The organism is Sphingobacterium sp. MYb388, from assembly GCF_037479535.1.
In the GTDB taxonomy this organism is placed as follows: domain Bacteria; phylum Bacteroidota; class Bacteroidia; order Sphingobacteriales; family Sphingobacteriaceae; genus Sphingobacterium; species Sphingobacterium anhuiense.
This window is the reverse complement of sequence record NZ_JBBGYV010000002.1, coordinates 1,038,006-1,059,999: the sequence shown is the minus strand read 5'-3', so window position 1 is coordinate 1,059,999 and position 21,994 is coordinate 1,038,006. Positions and strand designations below refer to the sequence as shown.

General features: G+C 35.6%; 15 protein-coding genes. 12 read left to right on the top strand and 3 right to left on the bottom strand.

The genetic code is table 11. The features are described 5' to 3' along the window. Window positions 1-161: 161 nt before the first annotated feature. Both WH188_RS10185 and WH188_RS10180 read right to left on the bottom strand, forming a co-directional pair. Window positions 162-1,019, bottom strand: coding sequence for an aminotransferase class IV (locus tag WH188_RS10185; protein WP_208699796.1), 858 nt, complete (start codon window positions 1,017-1,019; stop codon window positions 162-164). Window positions 1,020-1,032: 13 nt separating this feature from the next. Then, on the bottom strand, window positions 1,033-2,076 hold the full coding sequence (locus WH188_RS10180) for an RluA family pseudouridine synthase (RefSeq protein ID WP_021191179.1): 1,044 nt from the start codon (window positions 2,074-2,076) through the stop codon (window positions 1,033-1,035). A gap of 55 nt (window positions 2,077-2,131) precedes the next feature. On the opposite strand from WH188_RS10180, the gene WH188_RS10175 reads away from it, so the two are divergent. The 6 genes from WH188_RS10175 (at window position 2,132) to ppk1 (ending at window position 13,051) form a co-directional block, all read left to right on the top strand. Next, window positions 2,132-3,037 carry a 1-aminocyclopropane-1-carboxylate deaminase/D-cysteine desulfhydrase gene (locus WH188_RS10175; RefSeq protein ID WP_021191180.1) on the top strand — a complete coding sequence of 302 codons (906 nt, stop codon included), beginning with the start codon at window positions 2,132-2,134 and terminating at the stop codon, window positions 3,035-3,037. 89 nt (window positions 3,038-3,126) lie between these two features. Further along, a complete protein-coding gene (locus WH188_RS10170) occupies window positions 3,127-3,690 on the top strand; it encodes an NADPH-dependent FMN reductase (RefSeq protein WP_132772660.1) in 564 nt (187 codons plus the stop codon). A gap of 72 nt (window positions 3,691-3,762) precedes the next feature. Next, entirely contained in the window at window positions 3,763-4,341 is a 579-nt protein-coding gene (locus tag WH188_RS10165) for a DJ-1/PfpI family protein (protein ID WP_021191181.1), read from the top strand. A gap of 153 nt (window positions 4,342-4,494) precedes the next feature. Then, window positions 4,495-4,875, top strand: a complete 381-nt coding sequence (locus tag WH188_RS10160; protein ID WP_132772658.1) for a hypothetical protein — start codon at window positions 4,495-4,497, stop codon at window positions 4,873-4,875. Between the two features lie 76 nt (window positions 4,876-4,951). Further along, window positions 4,952-10,849 (top strand): alpha-2-macroglobulin family protein, encoded by a 5,898-nt coding sequence (locus WH188_RS10155; RefSeq protein WP_339423896.1) that lies wholly within the window; start codon window positions 4,952-4,954, stop codon window positions 10,847-10,849. A 132-nt stretch (window positions 10,850-10,981) separates the two neighbouring features. Further along, complete coding sequence (ppk1, locus tag WH188_RS10150) at window positions 10,982-13,051, top strand: polyphosphate kinase 1 (protein WP_132772652.1); 2,070 nt, start codon at window positions 10,982-10,984, stop codon at window positions 13,049-13,051. 37 nt (window positions 13,052-13,088) lie between these two features. Here ppk1 and guaB read toward each other — a convergent pair whose 3' ends face one another. Then, the gene (gene guaB / locus WH188_RS10145; RefSeq protein WP_021191186.1) at window positions 13,089-14,564 is read right to left on the bottom strand and encodes an IMP dehydrogenase; all 1,476 of its coding nucleotides are present in this window, start codon (window positions 14,562-14,564) and stop codon (window positions 13,089-13,091) included. Between the two features lie 239 nt (window positions 14,565-14,803). On the opposite strand from guaB, the gene WH188_RS10140 reads away from it, so the two are divergent. From WH188_RS10140 to WH188_RS10115, 6 genes are all read left to right on the top strand, one after another. Further along, the gene (locus WH188_RS10140; RefSeq protein WP_031289033.1) at window positions 14,804-15,277 is read left to right on the top strand and encodes a hypothetical protein; all 474 of its coding nucleotides are present in this window, start codon (window positions 14,804-14,806) and stop codon (window positions 15,275-15,277) included. 240 nt (window positions 15,278-15,517) lie between these two features. Then, window positions 15,518-18,484 (top strand): protein translocase subunit SecDF, encoded by a 2,967-nt coding sequence (secDF, locus tag WH188_RS10135; RefSeq protein ID WP_132772651.1) that lies wholly within the window; start codon window positions 15,518-15,520, stop codon window positions 18,482-18,484. 144 nt (window positions 18,485-18,628) lie between these two features. Continuing rightward, window positions 18,629-19,063: a MarR family winged helix-turn-helix transcriptional regulator gene (locus WH188_RS10130; protein WP_132772649.1), complete on the top strand. Its 435-nt coding sequence runs from the start codon at window positions 18,629-18,631 to the stop codon at window positions 19,061-19,063. 8 nt (window positions 19,064-19,071) lie between these two features. Further along, window positions 19,072-20,076, top strand: a complete 1,005-nt coding sequence (locus tag WH188_RS10125) for an NAD(P)/FAD-dependent oxidoreductase (protein WP_021191189.1) — start codon at window positions 19,072-19,074, stop codon at window positions 20,074-20,076. A 3-nt stretch (window positions 20,077-20,079) separates the two neighbouring features. Further along, a complete protein-coding gene (locus tag WH188_RS10120) occupies window positions 20,080-20,409 on the top strand; it encodes a 2Fe-2S iron-sulfur cluster-binding protein (protein ID WP_132772645.1) in 330 nt (109 codons plus the stop codon). Between the two features lie 265 nt (window positions 20,410-20,674). Further along, window positions 20,675-21,994: an NAD(P)/FAD-dependent oxidoreductase gene (locus tag WH188_RS10115; RefSeq protein WP_132772643.1), complete on the top strand. Its 1,320-nt coding sequence runs from the start codon at window positions 20,675-20,677 to the stop codon at window positions 21,992-21,994.

Sequence of the window (21,994 nt, the reverse complement as noted above, 5' to 3'; positions counted from 1 at the left end):
AAATATAGCGTTCATACTTTTGAACGCTTTACTTGTTTAAGATGTATAGGAATGATTCCCAAATTGATCACCACTCTCTTCAATTGTAATCATCACATAAATAAAAAAGCTTCTAAACGGTAATACCGTTTAGAAGCTTTTTATTAAATTTCTACTTTACTTTATTCAGGATCGTTATAATTCCAGTTTTGTAATTTATTCTGCAATATTCTGGAAATTTTATTGAAATATCTTTTTTGTTTATAACCCATGACCCATTGTACCCCTTGAACAGCGTTCGTGAGAAATATCTCTTCTGCTTCTTTCATGATCTGTGGGCTTATCTGAGCTTCTACCACCTCTATTCCTTCATCAATGGCCATGTCGATCACAACACGTCTCATAACACCTTCAATACAGCCTTCTGAAAGAGCAGGTGTATATAACGTTTTCTCGTAATGAACAAATATATTTGAACTCAATGCTTCGCATAAAAATCCTTCTTGATTCAATAATAAAACATCATCAAAACCCATTTTTTTCTTGTGAATTCCAGCTAAAACATAAATTTGAGAATTTAGTGATTTAATTTTTGATAAATCACTAAATGGTTTTTTATACTCGGTATACAAATCAACAATTAAACCTACTTTTTTATCCTTCAGATTAGGTTCAGGTTTCGCAACTTGAAACACGTACGAAGGTTTATTTGAATGTGGACTGTACAAACCGCCCCCATTTCTAAAAACAGTTAAGCGTATCCGGACAAGCTGACCGACCATATTATTTTTCCGTATCAGTTCCTCTACTTTAGAACGAAAGAAAAATTCATCATAAAGATTTGTATCTTCCAAATGTAAAGCGAGCATCCCTTTTTGCAACCTTTCCATATGGAAAGCTAGGAATCTGATCTCACCATCTTTAAACAGCATCGTTTCAAACAAGCCGTCGCCATAACGTACTGCCCTATTCTCAATAGAGAATATCTCTTGTTCTTCAGGTAAAATATTACCGTTAAAATTGATATATGTTGTTGGCATTTAAGTATAAATATTATTCTTCAGTTGGTTTTGATAAAGCAGCATAATTACGCCATTTCTCCAATCCTAAACGAAAATCTTCTGGTAATGGTACTTCAAATTTAATATTTTCTTTTGATGTTGGATGTACAAAACCAATTACTTCTGCATGAAGAGCTTGTCTAGGTAATATTTTAAAACAATTTTCTACAAATTGTTTATATTTTGTAAATACGGTACCTTTTATAATCTTGTCTCCACCATACATGGCATCATTAAATAATGGATGACCAATAGATTGCATGTGTGCACGAATCTGATGTGTTCTTCCAGTTTCCAACTGACATTCAATTAAAGTCACATAACCTAAACGTTCTATAACCCGGTAATGGGTAACAGACCAGCGCCCATTTGCTTCACTGTCGTACATAGCCATAATACGTCTATCTTTCTGATGACGCCCTATATAACCTGTAATGGTACCATCTTCTTTAATATCACCCCATACCAGCGCAATGTATTTTCTTGTGATACTGTGATCAAAAAATTGCTTCGCCAAGTGAGTCATCGACTTTTCATTCTTGGCAATAACAAGTAATCCAGACGTATCTTTATCAATACGGTGCACTAAACCTGGACGATCAGAGTTTCCGGGTAACTGTGGCAACTGCTGAATATGATGCGTTAAAGCATTTACCAATGTTCCATTATAGTTATTAAAACCAGGATGGACAACCATTCCAGATTCTTTGTTGACGATCAATACATCATTATCTTCATAAATGATATCCAAAGGAATATCTTCGGGATATACTTCGGTATCTCTTGGGGGATCGGGCAAGACAACAGTGATAACATCAAATGGTCTCACTTTGTAGCTTGCCTTTACAGGCTTTTCGTTCACTAATACGGACTCCGCTTCAATAGCTGCCTGAATTTTATTTCGAGATGCATTCTCTACTCTATTCATCAGAAACTTATCGATGCGCAGTAACGCTTGTCCTTTATCTACCTCTATACGCAAATGTTCAAATAACTCTTGATCATCTTGCTCTTGTAACTCTAAATTTTCAGCCATCGTACAAAAATAACCTAATTCATACAAATTCTACTAACTTTGTACATTAAAGTGTATGATATCTTTTAATTTTTATAGTCCCGAACAAAAAATTAGTTTTCCAGACTGGGGAAAAAAAACTATTTATGTCTCTATAAAGCGTGATGACATGATCCATCCGTTTATTTCAGGTAATAAATGGCGGAAATTAAAATTTAATTTGGAGCGTGCATTAGCAGAAAATAAAAACCATTTGGTCACTTTTGGCGGTGCATGGTCTAACCACATTTTGGCAACAGCTTGCGCCGGTGCTACCTTTGGTCTAAAAACAACAGCCTTTTTACGGAGTGACCCTGGAATAAATAATCCGCTCATCGCCATGTGTCGATTATTTGGGATGGAAATTATCTATACTGATCGTACCGAATTTAAAAATAAGCAAGTTCTGTTTGATAAACATTTCAGTAATAACTCAAATGCTTATTTTATAGATGAGGGAGGTCATGGACCGCTTGGTTCTAAAGGATGCGAAGAAATTATAGCATCACTACAGGAATCTTACGATCATATTTTTTGCGCCTGCGGTACTGGGACTACCCTCGCAGGATTACAACACGGTGTGGCGGCATCTGGATTACAAACTGTTGTCCATGGTGTACCTGTCTTAAAAGGAGGAGATTTTATTCATGATGAAGTGCACAAAATATATCCTAGCGATCCTGTTGCAACCCTTCATACTGGATATCATTTTGGAGGATACGCGAAAACTAAACCCGAACTTTTACGGTTCATTGAAAAATTTGTTTCCAATACAGGAATCATGATCGAACCAACTTATACAGGTAAACTCTTTTTTGCGGTTAATGATTTGATTTCTCAAGATTACTTTAAACCTGATGCACGCATTTTGGTTATTCATACCGGAGGGTTAACTGGCTTTCTGGGCATGTATGAACGTTTTAATCTTGATCTAGGTCAATAAATAACTATTTTGGAACCTTTCAAACATTATTTTGACATTTTCATAAAATTAATATTGTACGTTTGAACATCAAATAATAAAAGCTCAAAATGAAAATATTAGCATTTGCTGCTAGTAACAGCAGAAATTCAATTAACAAAACTTTCGTTACTTCAGTTTCTAAATATTATAAAGAAGTAGACGATGTAATCGATATATTAGATTTGAATGATTACGAAATGCCCTTGTATTCTATTGATAGAGAAATAGAGTCTGGCATTCCACAATTAGCATTAGATTTCGCGTCAAAAATTGATGAATCCGATTTTTTATTGATATCGATTGCAGAATACAATGGTTCTTACAATGTTGGTTACAAAAACATCATCGATTGGGTATCCAGAATTGCAGGTCGTAAAACGTTCAATGGAAAACCTGTTTTTCTATTAGCTACTAGCCCAGGACCTATGGGTGGATCTACTGTTTTAAATACAGCCGTAAATAGAATCACTTGGGATGGGGCAGAAGTTTTGGACTCATTCTCCTTACCTGAATTTGGAAATAATTTCGAAAGCGGAAAAGGAGTTACAAATATTCAACATAGAAGTAAGTTAGAAGCTAAAGTACGAGCAACTAAACGTGCTTTAAAAGAGAGAACGGCAAAGCTAGTTTAACCATAACTTAACAGAAAAAGTCATAGTCGTCTCTGACTTTTTTTGTATCTTGGAGAGATAAAAAACAAATTTATGGCAAAGAAAATATTATTACTTGTTGGCGATTTCGTAGAAGACTACGAAGCAATGGTTCCTTTTCAGGCTATGGGTTCTCTAGGTATTGATGTTGATGCTGTAGCACCAGATCGCAAAAAAGGTGATGTAGTACCTACTGCAGTTCATGATTTCACAGGTGACCAAACCTATAAGGAATTACGTGGACACAATTTTGGAATCAATAAAGATTTTGATACCATTAATGTAGAAGAGTATGATGGTCTGTATATAGCGGGAGGCCGGTCTGCAGAGTATATCCGACTGAACAAACGTGTATTAGAAATAACAAAGTATTTTTTTGACAACAATAAGCCCGTTGCGGCGATCTGTCATGGCATACAAGTTTTAACAGCAGCAAAAGTACTCCAAGGACGTACATTAACGGCGTATGTAGCTGTAGGACCAGACATCGAACTTGCTGGCGGAACATGGAAAAACATCCCCGCAGATCAAGCGATTGTAGATGGAAATTTAGTAACATCACCTGCTTGGCCAGGTCATCAAGCTATTCTTAAGGAGTTTTACAAACTATTAGGAATTACAATAGCAATTTAATTACAATACGTTTAAGGAAGCTATCAAGATCGTGAAATAAGTAAGGATATAAATTTTTTGCTCATGATAGCTTCATTACCATTACAAAAACAACTCGAGTACGCTGAGCTTACTGATACAAATGGAAGCTTACACTCATAATGAATAAGTTTAATGAAAAAAAATAAACGGGTATGGTTAATTATCATACCTATTCTAGCAATTCTAGCCTTCATGTTAAAGGATTCTTTAACACAAAAAAGCATTGAAGATCTACCTGGCGAATTTAAAGAGGTTGCATTTGTAAGAAATGAGCAAAATAAAGGCGGTATCATACGCATATATGCAATTTCTGTTGGCAAACCTGATGAAGCAGATTATAAGGCCTGCATAGATTTACTACCGGTAAATGATTATGGAAGCTCAACTACGGCTTACTTTTTTGATAAAAATACGCCCTATCCTACTTCACTAACTATAGAAGCTCCCCACTATGATGGGAAGAAGTTTCAAGCGATTCAAATTTCAAAAAAATCGGGTATGGATAAAAAATAAAAAGGAACAATAAATTCTTTATATTTAAAGAGAATACGCATTGTATTCTCTTTTTTTATTTTCTATAGGTTTTATCATGAAAAAAATACTCCTTTTCATATACTCATTATTGTGCTTATCGCATTCATATGCACAAAAGAAAAACAATCTTGCTCCCTTATGGATGCAGATTGACAGTCTGGCTGATAATCAATTTTGGAAAGAGATCTCTCCTATTCTTGCTAAGGTAGAAGCCGAAGCAGTAAAAAGAAATTGGTATGATGAACAGGTCAAAGCTTTTCTATATCGCCAAAAGATAAACATGCAGACTTCAGATGATTCGGATATAAAATTAAAAGTCATTCAAGAATTTGATATCAAAATTAAACAGCTCGAGAATAAAACCGCGAAAGCCATTTTAACCATTCAACAGGCCCGTAATTATAACGATTATTTCATCAGTAATTATTACAGCATTAATCAGCGTACTGAAGTACAAAACGATGTTAATAACGATTTTACTTTCTGGACAAGTAAACAATTTGAAGATAAAATCAAATCCTTATATCAAAATGCCTTAATAGAAAAAGACATGCTCTTGCATGAACCAAAAGAAAAATGGAGTAAACTCATTGAATCACCACAGCAGTCCTATCTGCCAACGCTATACGATATTGCAGTTTATGATTATATCGATCTCCTTCAACAAAATCAGCCCTACCAGATCTCTTCAGCTAGAAATCAAAAAGATAGTAATACCAAAATTGTCGATAGCTTATACCACGATCTTATAAAAATCCATGAGGGCAAAAATATAGATGCCTATTTATTTAATCAATACCAATTATTGCGTAGCAAAAATAATCCAGATTCTTCCAGATTACAAATTCTTGAAAATTGGATCGCAAAATATAAGCAGTCCCCACTCAAAGAAATTATGATTGTAGATTATATCAACATCTACAAAAACAAGGCAAATATTGTCGCGGTAAATCAACAAGAACAAATAAATATCTTACTAAGAAAAATAGAAACGTATTTACCGCTTGCGGACAGTGCTCATACAAAAACCTATCTATCAACAGTCCGTCAAAATATATTAAAACCAGAAATTCTTCTTGAATCGAAGGAATTTAATACCGCGAATAAAGAGGCATTAATGAAAGTGACACACCGAAATGTCAGTAAGATATTCTATAAAATAATACGTCCAAGAAATATCTTAGATCGTTTTCAATCCGAAATTAACAACGCTAATGATAGTACATTATGGAACATAATCCACACTTTCACCAAAAATAACAACGTTGTAAAGGAAGGCTTTTTTGATCTTAAAGATTTTAAAGATCAAGTAAGTCACGAGACAACTTTGCTAATCCCTGCACTTGATGCAGGTTCTTATACCATCGTATATGCTTCCTCTCCATTTGAAAACGAATACAATGAAAAAAACTGCTATGGCTATCTAAAATTAAATTTTAGCAAATACGCAATGTTGCAAGATGATCAAGTTGTACTGATCGTAAACCGGGAAACAGGTGCACAACAATCCAATGCCTCATTGAAATTTTACAACTTACGTCAAGATAAGTTTGAACTACAATCAACTGAAGCGACAAATAAGAATGGTGTTTTTAACAATAAAAATCAAAATAGAAATCTTTTTTTAAGGATTAATGATGAACCTGTATTCATCCCCTTCAATTCATACTATTATCCTCAAGTTGATCATAAAGAAGACGCACATTACGATGCAAAAATATTTACGGATAGATCGATCTATAGACCGGGCCAGATTGTCTATTTCAAAGCAATCGTATATAAGAATTACGAAAAGATTAAATACGCAACTATGGCTGATAAACGCATCGTTGTGGGATTATACGATACAAATAATCAACGTGTTGATGAAAAAACATTGGTCACCAATGATTTTGGATCAATAGCAGGATCATTTATCTTAAATACAGGTAATGTAACAGGTCAGTATTATATACAGATTACTGGTGATGGCATAAACCAAAATTACAGCTTCAGTGTAGAAGAATATAAACGTCCAAAATTTGAAGTTACTTTTGACGAATTTAAAGATAAGAAATCATTAGGTGACTCCATTTCTATAACAGGAAAAGCTATATCTTTTAGCGGTGTTCCTATAGCTAATGCCACGGTGGCATATTCGGTCAACAAAGTTGAAAATAGAATAAGACCTTTCGATGTATATGATAGAATTATCGATCGCACATTTAGCGAGACAATCAAAATAGATACCATACGAACTGATAACGAGGGAAATTTTATCATTAGTTTCAAAAGTGAAATACCACAAGATTTTAACAGCAAGTGGCGAGTTACCCAATCATTCAACATCGATGCCTCAGTAATGGATGCTACTGGTGAAACCAATGAAAGTACCACCCGTTTAACTATCGGAAATATTCCCTTTACTTTACAGATAGATGCACCAGAACAAATTGATGCAAATGATCTGGATTCGATTACAATAAGTGCACAAAACCTATCTGGACAAAAAGTACCTGCAAAAGGTAAATTTATACTAAAAAAACGAATAGAAAATAAACGTCTTATTGTCTCCCCGTCATTCTATATTGCACATGACTTTAGTTATTACAATAGCATTCCTAAGGATGAATTTTTACAGAAGTTCCCCTATGAACCTTACGGAATTGAATATAAAAAAGAAGAGGATTTTACGGTGGCTTACGAGGCAGATTTTGATCTTTCCCAATCAAATAAAATAAAACTTCCAAACAGCAGTAGTTTTGCAGGAAAATATAAATTGGAAGCAATTTCAATTGTTGCGGAAGATACTATTCGTAGTGAGCGGATGATTGAAATCAACAATTCACGGCTACAATCAGATGAAAAATCACCTTTGACCGTTACTGCTGACAAAGCTAATTATCAACTAGCTGACAAGGCTAAAATAAGTCTGGAAACGGATTTTGATTCTCTTCATCTCAACATGACTTCTTCCGAAGATGAAAAAATAGATTTTAAAGTCGTTTCAAAAATGAAAACAACAATTCAAGTTGAAATTCCTAAAACCATCAAGAATAGTTTGGTATTGAATTTCACTGGTGTTAAAAATGGACAGCTTTTCACTAAAACTTTGGTATTGCCAATACAACAATATAGCCCATCGCTAACAATAGAAACAAAAACTTTCAGAAATAAACTGTATCCTGGACAAAAAGAAACTTGGGAATTGGTCATTAAAGGAAAAAAAGGGGAGCAGATAGCATCAGAGCTTTTGGTGAATATGTATGACGCATCTTTAGACAAACTTAAAAATGTGACCAGCAATGATTTTTCATTTCCTCTAAATCCTTATTCATATCCTTCTTATAGAGCCTGGTATTATACCAATAATCTCAGCAGAAGTACTTTCATCCAAAATTTTAGCGAATTGAATTTTAACACGGCACTAAATTACGATCGATTTAAGAATTTTGGATTCAATATCAATAATTATGATTTTGGCCGTACCAGAAGAATGTCCCCTACTGGATCACTTAGAATCCGAGGTGCAGTAGCAAAACAGGCGGCTGGAGCAGCCCAAGAAGATCTTATGCTCGCAGATGCAGCATCTCCTGTAATGGAAGAGGTAGTCGTAGTCTCCAGTCAAGCAGAAATCGACAAAAATAAAGGCGAGAATCCAATTCAGATTCGGAAAAATCTACAGGAAACAGCTTTCTTCTTACCTCAACTACGAACAGATAAAGATGGTCATGCGGTGTTCAGCTTTGATTCTCCAGAAAGTTTAACCCGCTGGAAGTTTATGGCAATCGCGCATAGTAAAGAATTAGCTATAGGTACCTACACTAATTTTGTTGAAACACAAAAAGATCTGATGATTGTACCCAATATGCCACGTTTCTTTAGAGAAGCAGATCAAATAACAATCAAAGCAAAGGTCAATAACTTGTCTGCAAATGATTTAAAAACCTCTGTTTCGCTAGAAATGTTTGATGCAATTACCATGGCGCCCCTAGCTCTTAACATTCCAATAAAACAAATTACGGTAATTGCTAAAGGCAGTGAAAATACGAGCTGGGAAATTACGATCCCTAAAAATATTGAAGCAATCACATACCGTATCGTGGCAAAAGGAGGTAACTTCTCTGACGGTGAAGAATCCACTATTCCTGTTCTAAAAAACAGTATGTTAGTCACAGAAACTTTACCTATTGCTGTAAGAGAAGGTCAGTCGAAATCTTTTGAAATGAAAAGTTTACAACAGGGCTCGTCTACTTCCGAACCATACCGCTATACAGTAGAATTAACAAGCAATCCGATCTATCATGCCTTATTTGCGCTACCCTATGTCAATGAGTATCCATATGAATCATCAGAATCAATTTTCAGTAAATTCTATCTAAATTCATTTTCTGCACATCTGGTCAATCAGCACCCAAAAATAAAGCCTGTATTTGAACAATGGAAAGGTAAACAGCAACTTCAATCAAATTTACGTATCAATGAGGAATTGAAAACAATTATGATACAGGAAACACCTTGGTTAAAAGATGCAATTAATGAGGAAGAAACAATGAAGAACATTGCACATCTATTTGATCAGAATACGCTTAAAAATACATTAAAAACAGACGTCGCGAAACTTGCTGCTTTGCAATCATCCGGTGGAGGGTTTTCATGGTATCCTGGAGGTAATGAGAATTTCCAGGTCTCCACCTATATACTTGAGGGCATCAATAAATTAAATGCGAAAGGCATCATTGCTGAATTTGATTTGACAAATATGGTTAAACCGATCATCACGAAAGGCTTCGCATTTTTAGACAATGAGATTTTACATAATTGGTCCCGTTTTCAGCAAGACAATAAGATGAAACCTAATATTGATCAAGGAATCGAATATCTCTTCGTAAGAAGCAGTTATTCGCCTGAAGATAAAAATACGCAACTGGAACCAGCTATTGCATATTTTCTAAAAGAGATAGATAAAAATAAACTAACATATAGTATTAGCACCCAAGCCAAAGTAGCCCTTATTTTAAATCGCTACAACTTAAAGGAAGCTGCTGCACTAGTCATCAAACAATTACAACAAAAATCTATTGAATCTGTTGAAAAAGGTATGTACTGGAATCAAAATCAACCTGGCTGGTCTTGGTACGAAGCACCAATTGAGACACAAGCCCAACTGATAAGAGCATTTGACGAAGTAAGTCAAGATAAAAAAGCAATTGAAAATATGAAGATCTGGTTGATCAAAAATAAACAAGTACGACACTGGAATTCAACTAAAGCGACCGTCGCTGCTGTTGATGCCTTGATCAACTATGGCGAAAACTGGCTAGATGCTCCAGAAGGTCTTACCATAAAAGTCGCTGGTAAACCATTAGATGAAACACAAATATCGAAACAAATCGGTTCTGGTTACAGGAAAGAAAGTTGGATGAAAAAAGAAATTAAACCTGCATTAGGGAAAGTTGAGATCTCAAAAGCAAGTCCTGGCATAGCATTAGGAGGTTTGTATTACCAGTATTTTGAACAATTAGATCAGATACGGTCCGCCTCATCAACCATTAGCTTACAAAAAGAGCTTTATCTCAAGAAAATTGAACAGTTGAAAGAAGTACTAGTCCCTATAACAGCAACAACACCTATTCAACTTGGAGATATTGTGAAAGTACGGATTTTGATAAAAAGTGATAGAAATCTATCATTCGTACACCTCAAAGATATGCGAGCATCTGGGTTTGAGCCAACAAATGTAACATCAACCTATAAATACAAACAAGGTTTTGGTTATTATGAAAGCACCAAAGACGCTGCAACGAATTTTTTTATCGATTATTTACCACAAGGAAGCTACGTATTTGAATATGAGTTAAGAGCAAATAATGCGGGTATATTTTCAAATGGAATAACAACTATTCAAAATCTATATGCGCCAGAAATGTCATCACATTCGACAGGTATTCAGATCAAAATAACGGATAACTAGATCACTTAATAGTATTAAAGAGGTGTTACTACATATATATTTAACAATAATTTAATACTATTAAAATACTACATTAATTAAGTAAATTTACATTTGAGGCTAATCGCATAAATAAGAAGTATTAAAAAAAATATGGCACGAAAATTCATTCCTAGAGATGTCAGCTGGTTAAGTTTTAATAGCAGAGTTCTACAGGAAGCGGCTGATGAAACAGTACCTCTTCCTTCTAAAATAAAATTCTTAGGCATATTTTCTAATAACCTAGACGAATTTTTTAGAGTACGCATACCGGGGCTAAAACGCGCAATAGATATTAAAGACAAAGAGGCTAATACATCCTTTTTTGAAGACCCGCAAATTATACTGGATGAAGTCAATACGATTGTTATAAAACAGCAAAAAAAGTTTGATAATTTTTGGGCGCTTATACAAAAAGAGATGGCGCAACAGCATGTATATATCAAAGATGCAAGTCAGCTCAACCTTAAACAAGAAGAATTTGTTCGCAATTTCTATTCAGAAGATGTCGAGTCTAACGTCATTCCATTATTGCTCGATGATAGTCGCCCTATGCCCTATCTTCGCGATAAAAGTCTTTACTTAGGAATTTCCATGCGCAAACAGGAATGGGAATATGAAACAAAATTTGCCATAATCGAAATTCCAACTACGCTAAATGGTCGTTTTGTAATCTTACCCGCCTCAGCGAAGGAAAAACATATTATTTTACTAGAAGACATCATTAAATTCAATCTTCCTTATATCTTTTCTTATTTTGGATTCGACGAATTTCATGCGCATGTCTTCAAAATAACTAAAGATGCAGAATTTGATATTGATAATGATATCAATACCACATTAGCAGAGAAAATATCAAAAGGGATAAAAAACAGAAGAAAAGGTAAAACAACACGCTTTATCTTTGATAAAGAAATGGACCCTAGGCTAGTCGAATTTTTAATCAAAAAATTACAATTAACGAAAAAAGATAATATCATACCCGGGCAGAAAATCCATAATTTCAAACATTTTATGGACTTCCCTAATGTATTTAAGCAACCAAACCTGCCTATTACAAACCCAGCATTTACACATCCTCAACTGAACAAAACACAAAGGATTACCGATATCATTATCAAAAAAGATATCTTGCTATCATTTCCTTATCACACTTTCCGTCCAGTAATCGATCTGCTCCGCGAAGCGGCAATGGATCCAGATGTTAAGACTATTCAAATCACAGCATATCGCCTCGCATCAAATAGTAAAATCGTCAATGCGTTGATTAATGCGGCACGAAATGGAAAAGATGTAACAGTAATGCTTGAACTACAGGCTCGATTTGATGAAGAGAATAATCTATTTTGGAAAGAGAAACTTGAACTTGAGGGTATTCGGGTTTTAACTGGTGTTCCTAATAAAAAGGTACATGCAAAACTCTGCATCATTAAAAAAAGAGTTGGTGCCAAAACCATTCAATATGGTTTTGTAAGTACAGGGAACATCAATGAAAAAACAGCAAAACTATATGGAGATTACTGTTTACTGACCAGCAATAGAAGTGTCATGGCAGATATAAACAAAGTCTTTCATTTCCTAAAAAAGCCAAAAAGCAATCCAGCTGAAGTCATTAAAAACTGCAATAGCCTACTCATCTGCCCTACAGATATGCGTAATGGAATTATTCATTATATCGATAAAGAAATTGAGGAGGTTAAAGCTGGAAGAAAAGCGCGTATCATCTTAAAGGTGAACTCGCTCAGTGATCGGATACTGATTAAGAAATTATATGATGCCGCCGAAGCGGGTGTACAGCTTGATCTCATTGTAAGAGGTATCTATTGCGCCACGAATCAAACAAAATTTAAAAAAGCAATCAATGCTATCAGCATCGTTGACGAATTTTTGGAACATGCCCGTGTGATGTATTTTTATGCTGCAGGAAAAGAAGTGACCTATATCTCTTCAGCAGATTGGATGACGAGAAACTTGGATCACCGTATAGAGGCTGCTGTAAAAATTAACAGTAAGAAAATAAGGGATGAAATCAAAGATATGTTGCAGATCCAGCTACGCGATAATGTAAAAGCCCGTATTTTGAACAATGAACTCAATAACCGGTACGTTGAAAATGACAAGGAGTCTTGTCGCTCACAAATTGAAATCTATAATTATCTCAGGAAAAAAACAGACGAGGTATAAAAAAAAGGTCAGCGATTGAATCGCTGACCTTTTTTTATTAACCTCTACTATTGTAGTTAGGAGCTTCTTTTGTAATCGAAATATTATGTGGATGAGATTCACGTAATCCAGCACCTGTAATACGTACAAATTGTGCTTCTTGTAGCTTTTCAATTGTAGCAGCTCCACAATAGCCCATTGATGCCTTCAATCCGCCCATGTATTGATATACAACCTCAGCTAACGTCCCTTTATATGGAACGCGACCAACAATACCCTCAGGAACTAATTTCTTAATATCATCTTCAACGTCTTGGAAGTAACGATCTTTAGATCCTTTTTCCATCGCTTCGATAGATCCCATTCCGCGGTATGATTTAAATTTACGTCCTTCGTAAATGATCGTTTCTCCCGGAGCTTCTTCAACACCTGCAAATAATGATCCGGCCATAATGGTATAAGCACCAGCTGCAATTGCTTTTGCGATATCACCTGTTTGTTTTATACCACCATCAGCGATCAATGGAACACCAGTGCCTTTTAATGCCTTTGCTACTTCATAGATGGCGTACAACTGAGGCACTCCAACACCAGCAATAATACGTGTTGTACAGATTGAACCTGGTCCGATGCCTACTTTTACAGCGTCAGCACCGGCTTCTGCTAATGCTTTTGCAGCTGCACCTGTAGCGATATTACCAACAATAACCTGTAAGTCAGGGAATGTTGCTTTCACCAATTTCAATTTATCAATTACACCTTTTGAATGACCGTGCGCAGTATCAATAGTAATCACATCAACACCAGCTTTTACTAAAGCTTCTACACGATCTAAAGTATCTGGAGTGACACCAACTGCACCACCAACCAATAAACGACCGTGCGTATCTTTAGCTGCATTTGGATAATGTTTGTATTTTTGAATATCTTTAAAAGTAATAAGACCTTTTAATATACCTTCATTATCAACAACTGGAAGTTTTTCAATCTTATGATCTTGTAAAATTTCTTCTGCTCGTACTAAATCTGTCCCTTCTGGTGCAGTAACAAGATTGTCTTTCGTCATTAACGAAGAGATCGGTTGACTCATGACTTTTTGGAAACGTAAATCACGGTTCGTTACAATACCAACTAACTTGCCTTTTTCATCTATTACAGGAATGCCGCCAATCTTATGATCTTTCATAATTTTAAAAGCATCTCCTACTGTTGCAGTTTGCAATAAAGTTACAGGATCTTGAATCATACCGCTTTCTGAACGCTTTACTTTACGTACTTCAGCAGCCTGCTCTGCAATCGTCATGTTCTTATGCAACATACCAATACCGCCGGCTTGTGCGATAGCAATAGCTAAATCAGCACCCGTCACCGTGTCCATAGCCGCAGATACTAATGGAATATTTAATTTGATTTTTTTTGTCAGAAAAGTACTTGTATCGACATCACGTGGTAAAACTTCAGAATAAGCTGGAATTAATAATACGTCGTCGTAGGTAAGTCCTTCTGCTACGAATTTTTGTGGATCTAATTGCATGGCAAATATGTATTGGGTTCTCTATTTGCCAGGCAAAATTAAGTATTTTCAGCGAAATATAAAAATTAATTTCACTAATTACATTTAAATGATTATCCTAACATGCAGTTAACAGCTCATTCTCATTAGCTTAATCATGCAACCTTATCAAACAGCCAACATTCCGGCATCGTGCGTAACAACTTTTGGCAGGTTATTTGCATAAGATGTCTAAATTGAATTTATATAAAACACATATTATGAAAAAAGTATTACTATCGGTAGCAGCTGTTGCCATATTAGCTCTAGGAGCACAGGAGGCAAAAGCACAATCACCACAACGCGCTGCAATTGGTGTTGTATTTGACGGTACAGCTGGTGATTTATGGGGTGTTCAGTACAAACAGTCTATGGGAGGTGCAAACAACGGACAGGCACAAATTATGTTCGATGACAATGTGGTTGCTGTAGGAGCAGATTACCAATATGCAAGACCATTTTCTGGTGCTAAAGGATTAGGATGGTATGCAGGTGTTGGTGCACAGTTATCTTTTGTTGACGCAGGTGACAATATTACTCTTGTAGCACTTCGTCCTCAATTAGGTCTAGAATTTAAAATTCCGGCTGCACCTATCGGTTTTCACGCAGATTGGAAACCAGATTGGAGATTAAACCACAATAGTGACTTTGATGCATCTACTTTTTCTTTCGGTATCAAATACACGTTGAGATAAATAAAACAGTACATTTTTATAGAAAAAGCCTCCCAAACGGGAGGCTTTTTCTATTAGATTGCATAGCAATATCGTATTCATTGCAATTTAATCGCTTTTTATCATAAGCTTAATCAAATAAAGCTTTTCATTTTACAAAATTTTTATACCTTTGGCATTCTTGGAGAATTGTAATTTTCATACAAGAATGAGTTATCAATTATATCATATAATATCAAACTAATACACTAAAAACAGACGATGCAAGGTAAAGGGCTGATTAAATTTTTGGTGATAGCGGTATCTATAGCATGTCTATACGCCCTATCATTCACTTTTGTAACCCGCAAAGTTGAGCGTGATGCTGAGAATTATGCACAAGGAGATATGGCACGTGAAAAATCGTACCTAGACTCTATCGCTGGCGAGGTTGTTTACAATTTAGGTTTTGCAAAATACACCTATAGAGAAGCTAAAGCACAAGAACTTGCTTTAGGACTTGATCTAAAAGGGGGTATGAACGTTACGATGGAAATCTCAATCGATGAGTTGATTCGTAACTTAGCAGATAATCCTAAAGATGAGAAATTCAATGCTGCACTTACAGCTGCTATTTCGAAAAGTAAAACAAGTCAAAAATCTCTAGTTAATTTATTCATTGAAGAATATAAAGCTGCAGGTAGTACGACTCCACTTTCAACTTATTTCGCGACTAAAGATAATGCATCTTTAATCAAAGCGGGGGACTCTGATGCACAATTGGAATCTTTTTTACAAAAAGAAGCTGATAATGCTATCCAAAACTCATACAAAGTACTTCGTACACGTATTGATAAATTTGGAGTTGCTTCTCCTAACATCCAGATTCAACAAGGTACAAATCGTATTTTGATCGAACTTCCAGGTGTTAACGATGAACAACGCGTCCGTAAATTATTACAAGGATCAGCTAAATTAGAGTTTTACGAAACTCATGCTAATCAAGAAGTGTATCCTTTATTGGAAAACATCAATAAAACTTTGTCTGCAACTTTAAAAGTTGCTTCGACAGATGATAAAGCAACAACAGATTCGACTAAAAAGTCTGATGACTTATTAGCGAACCTTGGTGCTAATAAAAACACAAAAGATAGCGCTGCTGCTAAATTGTCGCAAGAAAATCCATTATTTGATGTTTTGAGACCTGCTGTTTACATGGGTGAGAATCAACAGATGGCCTTAATGCCTGGCGCAATGGTAGGTAGTGCAGAACTTAAAGATACTGCCAAAGTAAATGCTTTTTTAAACAGACCTGAGGTTAAATCTATTATCCCTGGAAATCTAAAATTGTTATGGTCAGTAAAACCAGAAGCTAAAACACCAAATATCCTTTCTTTATATGCAATCAGACCTGCAGGGGTTGATAATGGCCCAGTATTAACTGGTGATGTTATTACCAATGCGCGTGATGAGTTTAATGAGAGAAATGAACCCGTTGTTTCCATGCAGATGAACAGCGACGGTGCTCGTGAGTGGAAAAAAATTACAGCTAAAGCAGCACAAGGTCACCAATCGATCGCTATCGTTCTTGACAATGTAGTCTATTCTGCACCTGGCGTTAATGAAGAAATCGCTGGTGGTAATTCATCTATCTCTGGTTCTTTCACAGTGGAAGATACAAAGGATTTAGCGAACGTACTAAAAGCTGGTCGCTTACCAACTACCGCTAAAATCGTTGAAGAAGCGATCGTAGGTCCTACTTTAGGACAATCGGCTATTGATTCTGGTGTGAATTCAGCAGTTATCGGTATTGTGCTTGTTCTTGTATTCATGATTGCATACTATAACACTGCAGGTTTAGTAGCAAACATTGCTGTTCTAATAAACGTATTCTTTATCATGGGGGTATTGGCATCGCTGAATGCAGTATTAACACTCCCAGGTATCGCGGGTATCGTATTAACGATGGGTACTGCGGTGGATGCCAACGTCCTAATTTACGAACGTATACGTGAAGAATTAGCCGGTGGAAAATCAATCCGTCAAGCGGTTGCAGATGGTTACAAACACGCATTACCTTCGATCTTAGATTCACAGATTACAACATTCTTAGTTGGGTTGGTATTATTCTTCTTCGGAACAGGTCCAATTTTAGGATTTGCTACTACATTAATGGTGGGTATTATCACTTCATTATTCACAGGTATATTCCTTACTCGCATTATTTTTGAGTGGATGTTAGAACGTGATATGAAAATTAAAGTTTCTTTCCCTTGGTCTGCGAAAACATTGCAAAATGCAAATTTCCAATTCATCAAGAAAAGAAAAGGCCTTTACATCGTTTCTATTGTAATTGTTATCGCTTGTTTTGCATCAATCTTTATTAAAGGCTTTAGCCAAGGTGTAGATTTTCAAGGTGGACGTACTTATACCATCCGCTATGATAAACCAGTTGATTTGGAAGCTGTGCGTCAAAACTTAGATGATGCTTTCCAGAAAACAACTGAAGTTAAAGTCTTTGGTGCTGCAAATCAAGTACGTGTAACAACAACTTACCATGTAGAAGAGACTTCTGATGAAGCAGATAAAGAAGTCTTAACTAAATTGAATGACGGATTATCGAAGGTAGATGCAAGCAACAAATATGAGATTCTTTCTTCTCAGAAAGTTGGTCCTAGTATCGCGACAGATATGAAAGCAAGATCAATTTATGCAACTATCTTTGCGTTATTAATCATTGCGGTTTATATCCTAGTGCGTTTCCGTAAATGGCAATATTCAGCAGGTGCGGCAATCGCAACTGTACATGATGCCATCATTGTATTAGGTTTGTTCTCTATTTTAGATGGTATTGTTCCATTCTCATTAGATATTGATCAGCATTTTATTGCCGCTATTCTAACGGTATTAGGTTATTCAGTGAATGATACTGTAGTGGTATTTGACCGTATCCGTGAAGATGTAAACAAACCAAATGCTTTAAATAAAGATTTTGGTGAAACGATCAACCACGCCATAAATACGACATTAAGTAGAACGGTTATTACATCATTGACGATTGTATTCGTATTAGCAGTATTATTTATTTTCGGTGGTGAAGTTATCAGAGGTTTCTCTTTCGCGATCTTAATTGGTATTATTGTAGGTACTTATTCATCTATATTCTTAGCTGCACCAGCAGTATATGATTTAAGTAAAGGAAAACACTTCGAAGAAGCTCCTAAAAAGGCAGAACCGGTAACTCCTTAGTAAAAAATCAAAACGTTTAAAAAAGGCTTTCAGATAAAACTGAAAGCCTTTTTTATTTTACAATAAATCAACCAAATACTTGTTGCACTAAGTATTAAATGATTATATTTGTTGTACTAAATATTAGCGATACAAATATTTTAAATGCAAGACGAAAAATTCAATCGATACTCTTTCATATTAGAAAGAACAGCAAAAAAAGTAAAACAATTTGCACAAAATTCTTTTACAGATAATGATTTTGATATCACCGTAGATCAGTGGACCATCATGAAGACACTTTATGAGAATGATAATCTATTGCAAAAAGAACTTGCTGAAAAATGTTGCAAAGATCAACCTACCCTCACCCGAATTGTTGATCTGTTAATAAAAAAAGGATTAACAGAACGAGTGATCCATCCCTCTGACAGGCGAAGTATCCACTTGCACCTAACAGAGGAAGGTCGAAAGAAAGTAGAAAACTACTCTCCCATCGTTTCCAGCATTCGCATGAAAGCTTGGGAAAATCTCACAGACGAGGACTTTAGTTCCTTCACACGTATTCTAGACAAAATTTATAATAACTTAAGTAATTAACATTTGATATGATAACAACAGACATATGTATTATAGGAGCCGGACCAGTGGGTCTATTTGCTGTATTTGAAGCAGGTTTGTTAAAGATGAGATGTCACCTCATTGATGTTTTACCTCAAGTTGGAGGTCAGTTGTCTGAAATATATCCGCATAAGCCGATATATGATATACCGGGCTACCCGACTATCCGTGCTCAAGAGTTGATTGACAATCAGATGAAACAGATCGAACCATTCAATCCCACTTTTACACTCGGCGAGCGTGTTGAAGGCTTAGAAAGGCAGGAAGATGGTTCATATGTGGTCGTTAGTTCAGAAGGAACACGTATACACTGCCAAGTAGTTGTTATAGCAGGCGGTTTAGGATGCTTTGAGCCCCGAAAACCTGAACTTGCTAATTTAGTTAAGTATGAAAGAAAAGGTGTTGATTACATGGTCAGAAATCCAGAAACGTATCGTGACAAGAAGATCATCATCGCGGGTGGTGGCGACTCTGCTCTAGACTGGACGATTTACTTAGCCGATATTGCAAAGGAAGTTACTTTAATTCATAGAAGTGACTCTTTCAGAGGAGCACCAGATTCTGCAGAAAAGGTCTATCATCTTGCTCAAAAAGGAGCTATCAATCTTTTGTTATCTCACAACCTGGCAGATGTGCATGGCTCAGATAGCTTATCGCACGTCATTGCAGTCAATAAACAAAAAGAAGAAGTCAAAATGGAGGCGGACTATTTTATACCGCTATTTGGTCTAACTCCCAAACTAGGACCTATTGCGGACTGGGGTCTAAATATTGACAAGAGTGCTATCGTAGTTAACACTGTTGATTATTCGACAAATGTAGAACGTATTTACGCTATCGGAGATATCAATACCTATCCAGGTAAATTAAAGTTAATTTTATGTGGATATCATGAAGCGGCATTAATGGCTCAAAGTGCTTTTAAATATGTGTATCCAGATCAAAAACTAAGCTTCAAATATACAACTGTTAATGGCATCAATACTTTTTAAATTATGGACAATATTATTGAAATAGAAATTGAAGATCGGGATGGAACTGTTCAAACAATCGAAGTTCCTACGGATGTCAACTTATCCCTAATGGAATTGCTAAAAGCATGCGATTATGAGGTCCTAGCTACCTGTGGAGGCATGGCACTTTGCGCAACTTGTCATGTTGAAATTAAATCTGGAGGTGAAAACTTGTCCGAACCTCAAGACCAAGAGCTCGATATGCTCGATACTTTACCCGATGCTAATGATGATAGCCGACTAGCATGCCAGCTGCGATTAACAAATGAAAATAACGGCCTAAGTATTAAAATAAGAGGAGCATTACAGTAATAAATTGTCAAAGTGTACTTTTTACACACTTTTTTTCATTTTTTGAGACAAACCGTATTAATAAACCATGCAATTAATACGGTTTACAAAACACTGATTAACAAGGAGTAATAAAACAAGAGATATATTAAAACAGTTAGTTATCAATAAATATGACAATAAAAAGCAAGTATATATAAAGATATTTTAGTTTTTTGAGTGAAAAATTAAGATATTTGCAGAAGGATTACAATTTTCCGAATATTTTATATAAATTTCAAATAATATGCTAAGCAATCGTTCAGATAGAAAATTCCCAAAAGTGGTCATTATTGGTGCTGGATTTGGTGGAATTGAAGTTGCTAAAAAGTTAAAAAATAAGGAAGTAGAAGTACTATTATTAGACAGAAATAATTTTCATACCTTCCAACCTTTAATGTATCAGGTAGCTACAGGTACATTATCTGCAGATTCGATCTCTTTCCCTATCCGTAAGATGTTCAAATCTCAGGAGAATTTTAGTTTCAGAATTGCAGAAGTTAATCATATTGACTCGTCCAACAAGACTGTTCAAACGAATATCGGTGATTTTGAATATGATTACTTAGTGGTTGCTACTGGAGCAACAACAAATTTCTTTGGAAATCAGCAAATTGCAAAATATGCGTTACCAATGAAAAGTATTCAAGAAGCTCTAAACATTCGGAGCTATGTGCTACAAAATCTTGAAAAAGCTGTTCAAATTGCAAATCCGGAAGATCGTAAATCATTTTTAAACTTTGTAATTGTAGGCGGTGGCCCAACTGGTGTTGAGCTTTCTGGAGCAATTGCTGAGATCAGAAATAATATTCTGGAAAAAGATTATCCAGAATTACGCAAGGAAGAAATGAATGTTTACTTAGTCGAAGGACAAAGTAAAGTATTAGCAAACTTATCAGAAAAATCTTCTGAAGACTCTGAAAAATATTTAAAAGCATTAGGTGTTAAAATATTACTAAATGTTTCTGTAACGGGCTTTGATGGTACTGCAATCTCTTTTGGTGATGGTAGTTCGATCGAAACAAAAACAGTTATCTGGGGCGCAGGTGTTGCAGGACAATTTCCTGAAGGTTTCAAAAAAGAAAATATTCAACGCGGTAACCGCATTCAAACAGATGATCAATGTCGTGTGTTAGATATGGAAAATGTATACGCAATTGGTGACGTTTCCGCATTTATCACAGATGATTTACCACGTGGATTACCTGGTGTGGCACCTGTAGCACAACAACAAGGTAAATATGTTGCCAAGCACATTAGCAATGTGATGGATAACCGTTCAAATGAAAAATTCTCTTACTTTGATAAGGGCTCAATGGCGACAATTGGTCGTGCGAAAGCTGTAGTTGATATGGGTAAAATCCATTTTAATGGATTCTTTGGCTGGATTGTTTGGATGTTTGTTCACTTAATGTCTATTTTTGGTTTTAGAAACAAAGTAATTACCTTTATCAACTGGACAGTGAAATTTTTCACAAAGAACTCGGGTGTTCGATTAATTTTCTATAAATTCAATCAACCGGCGCCAGAGGTAAAACAACAAGATCAAGTATTAGAAAATAACTAA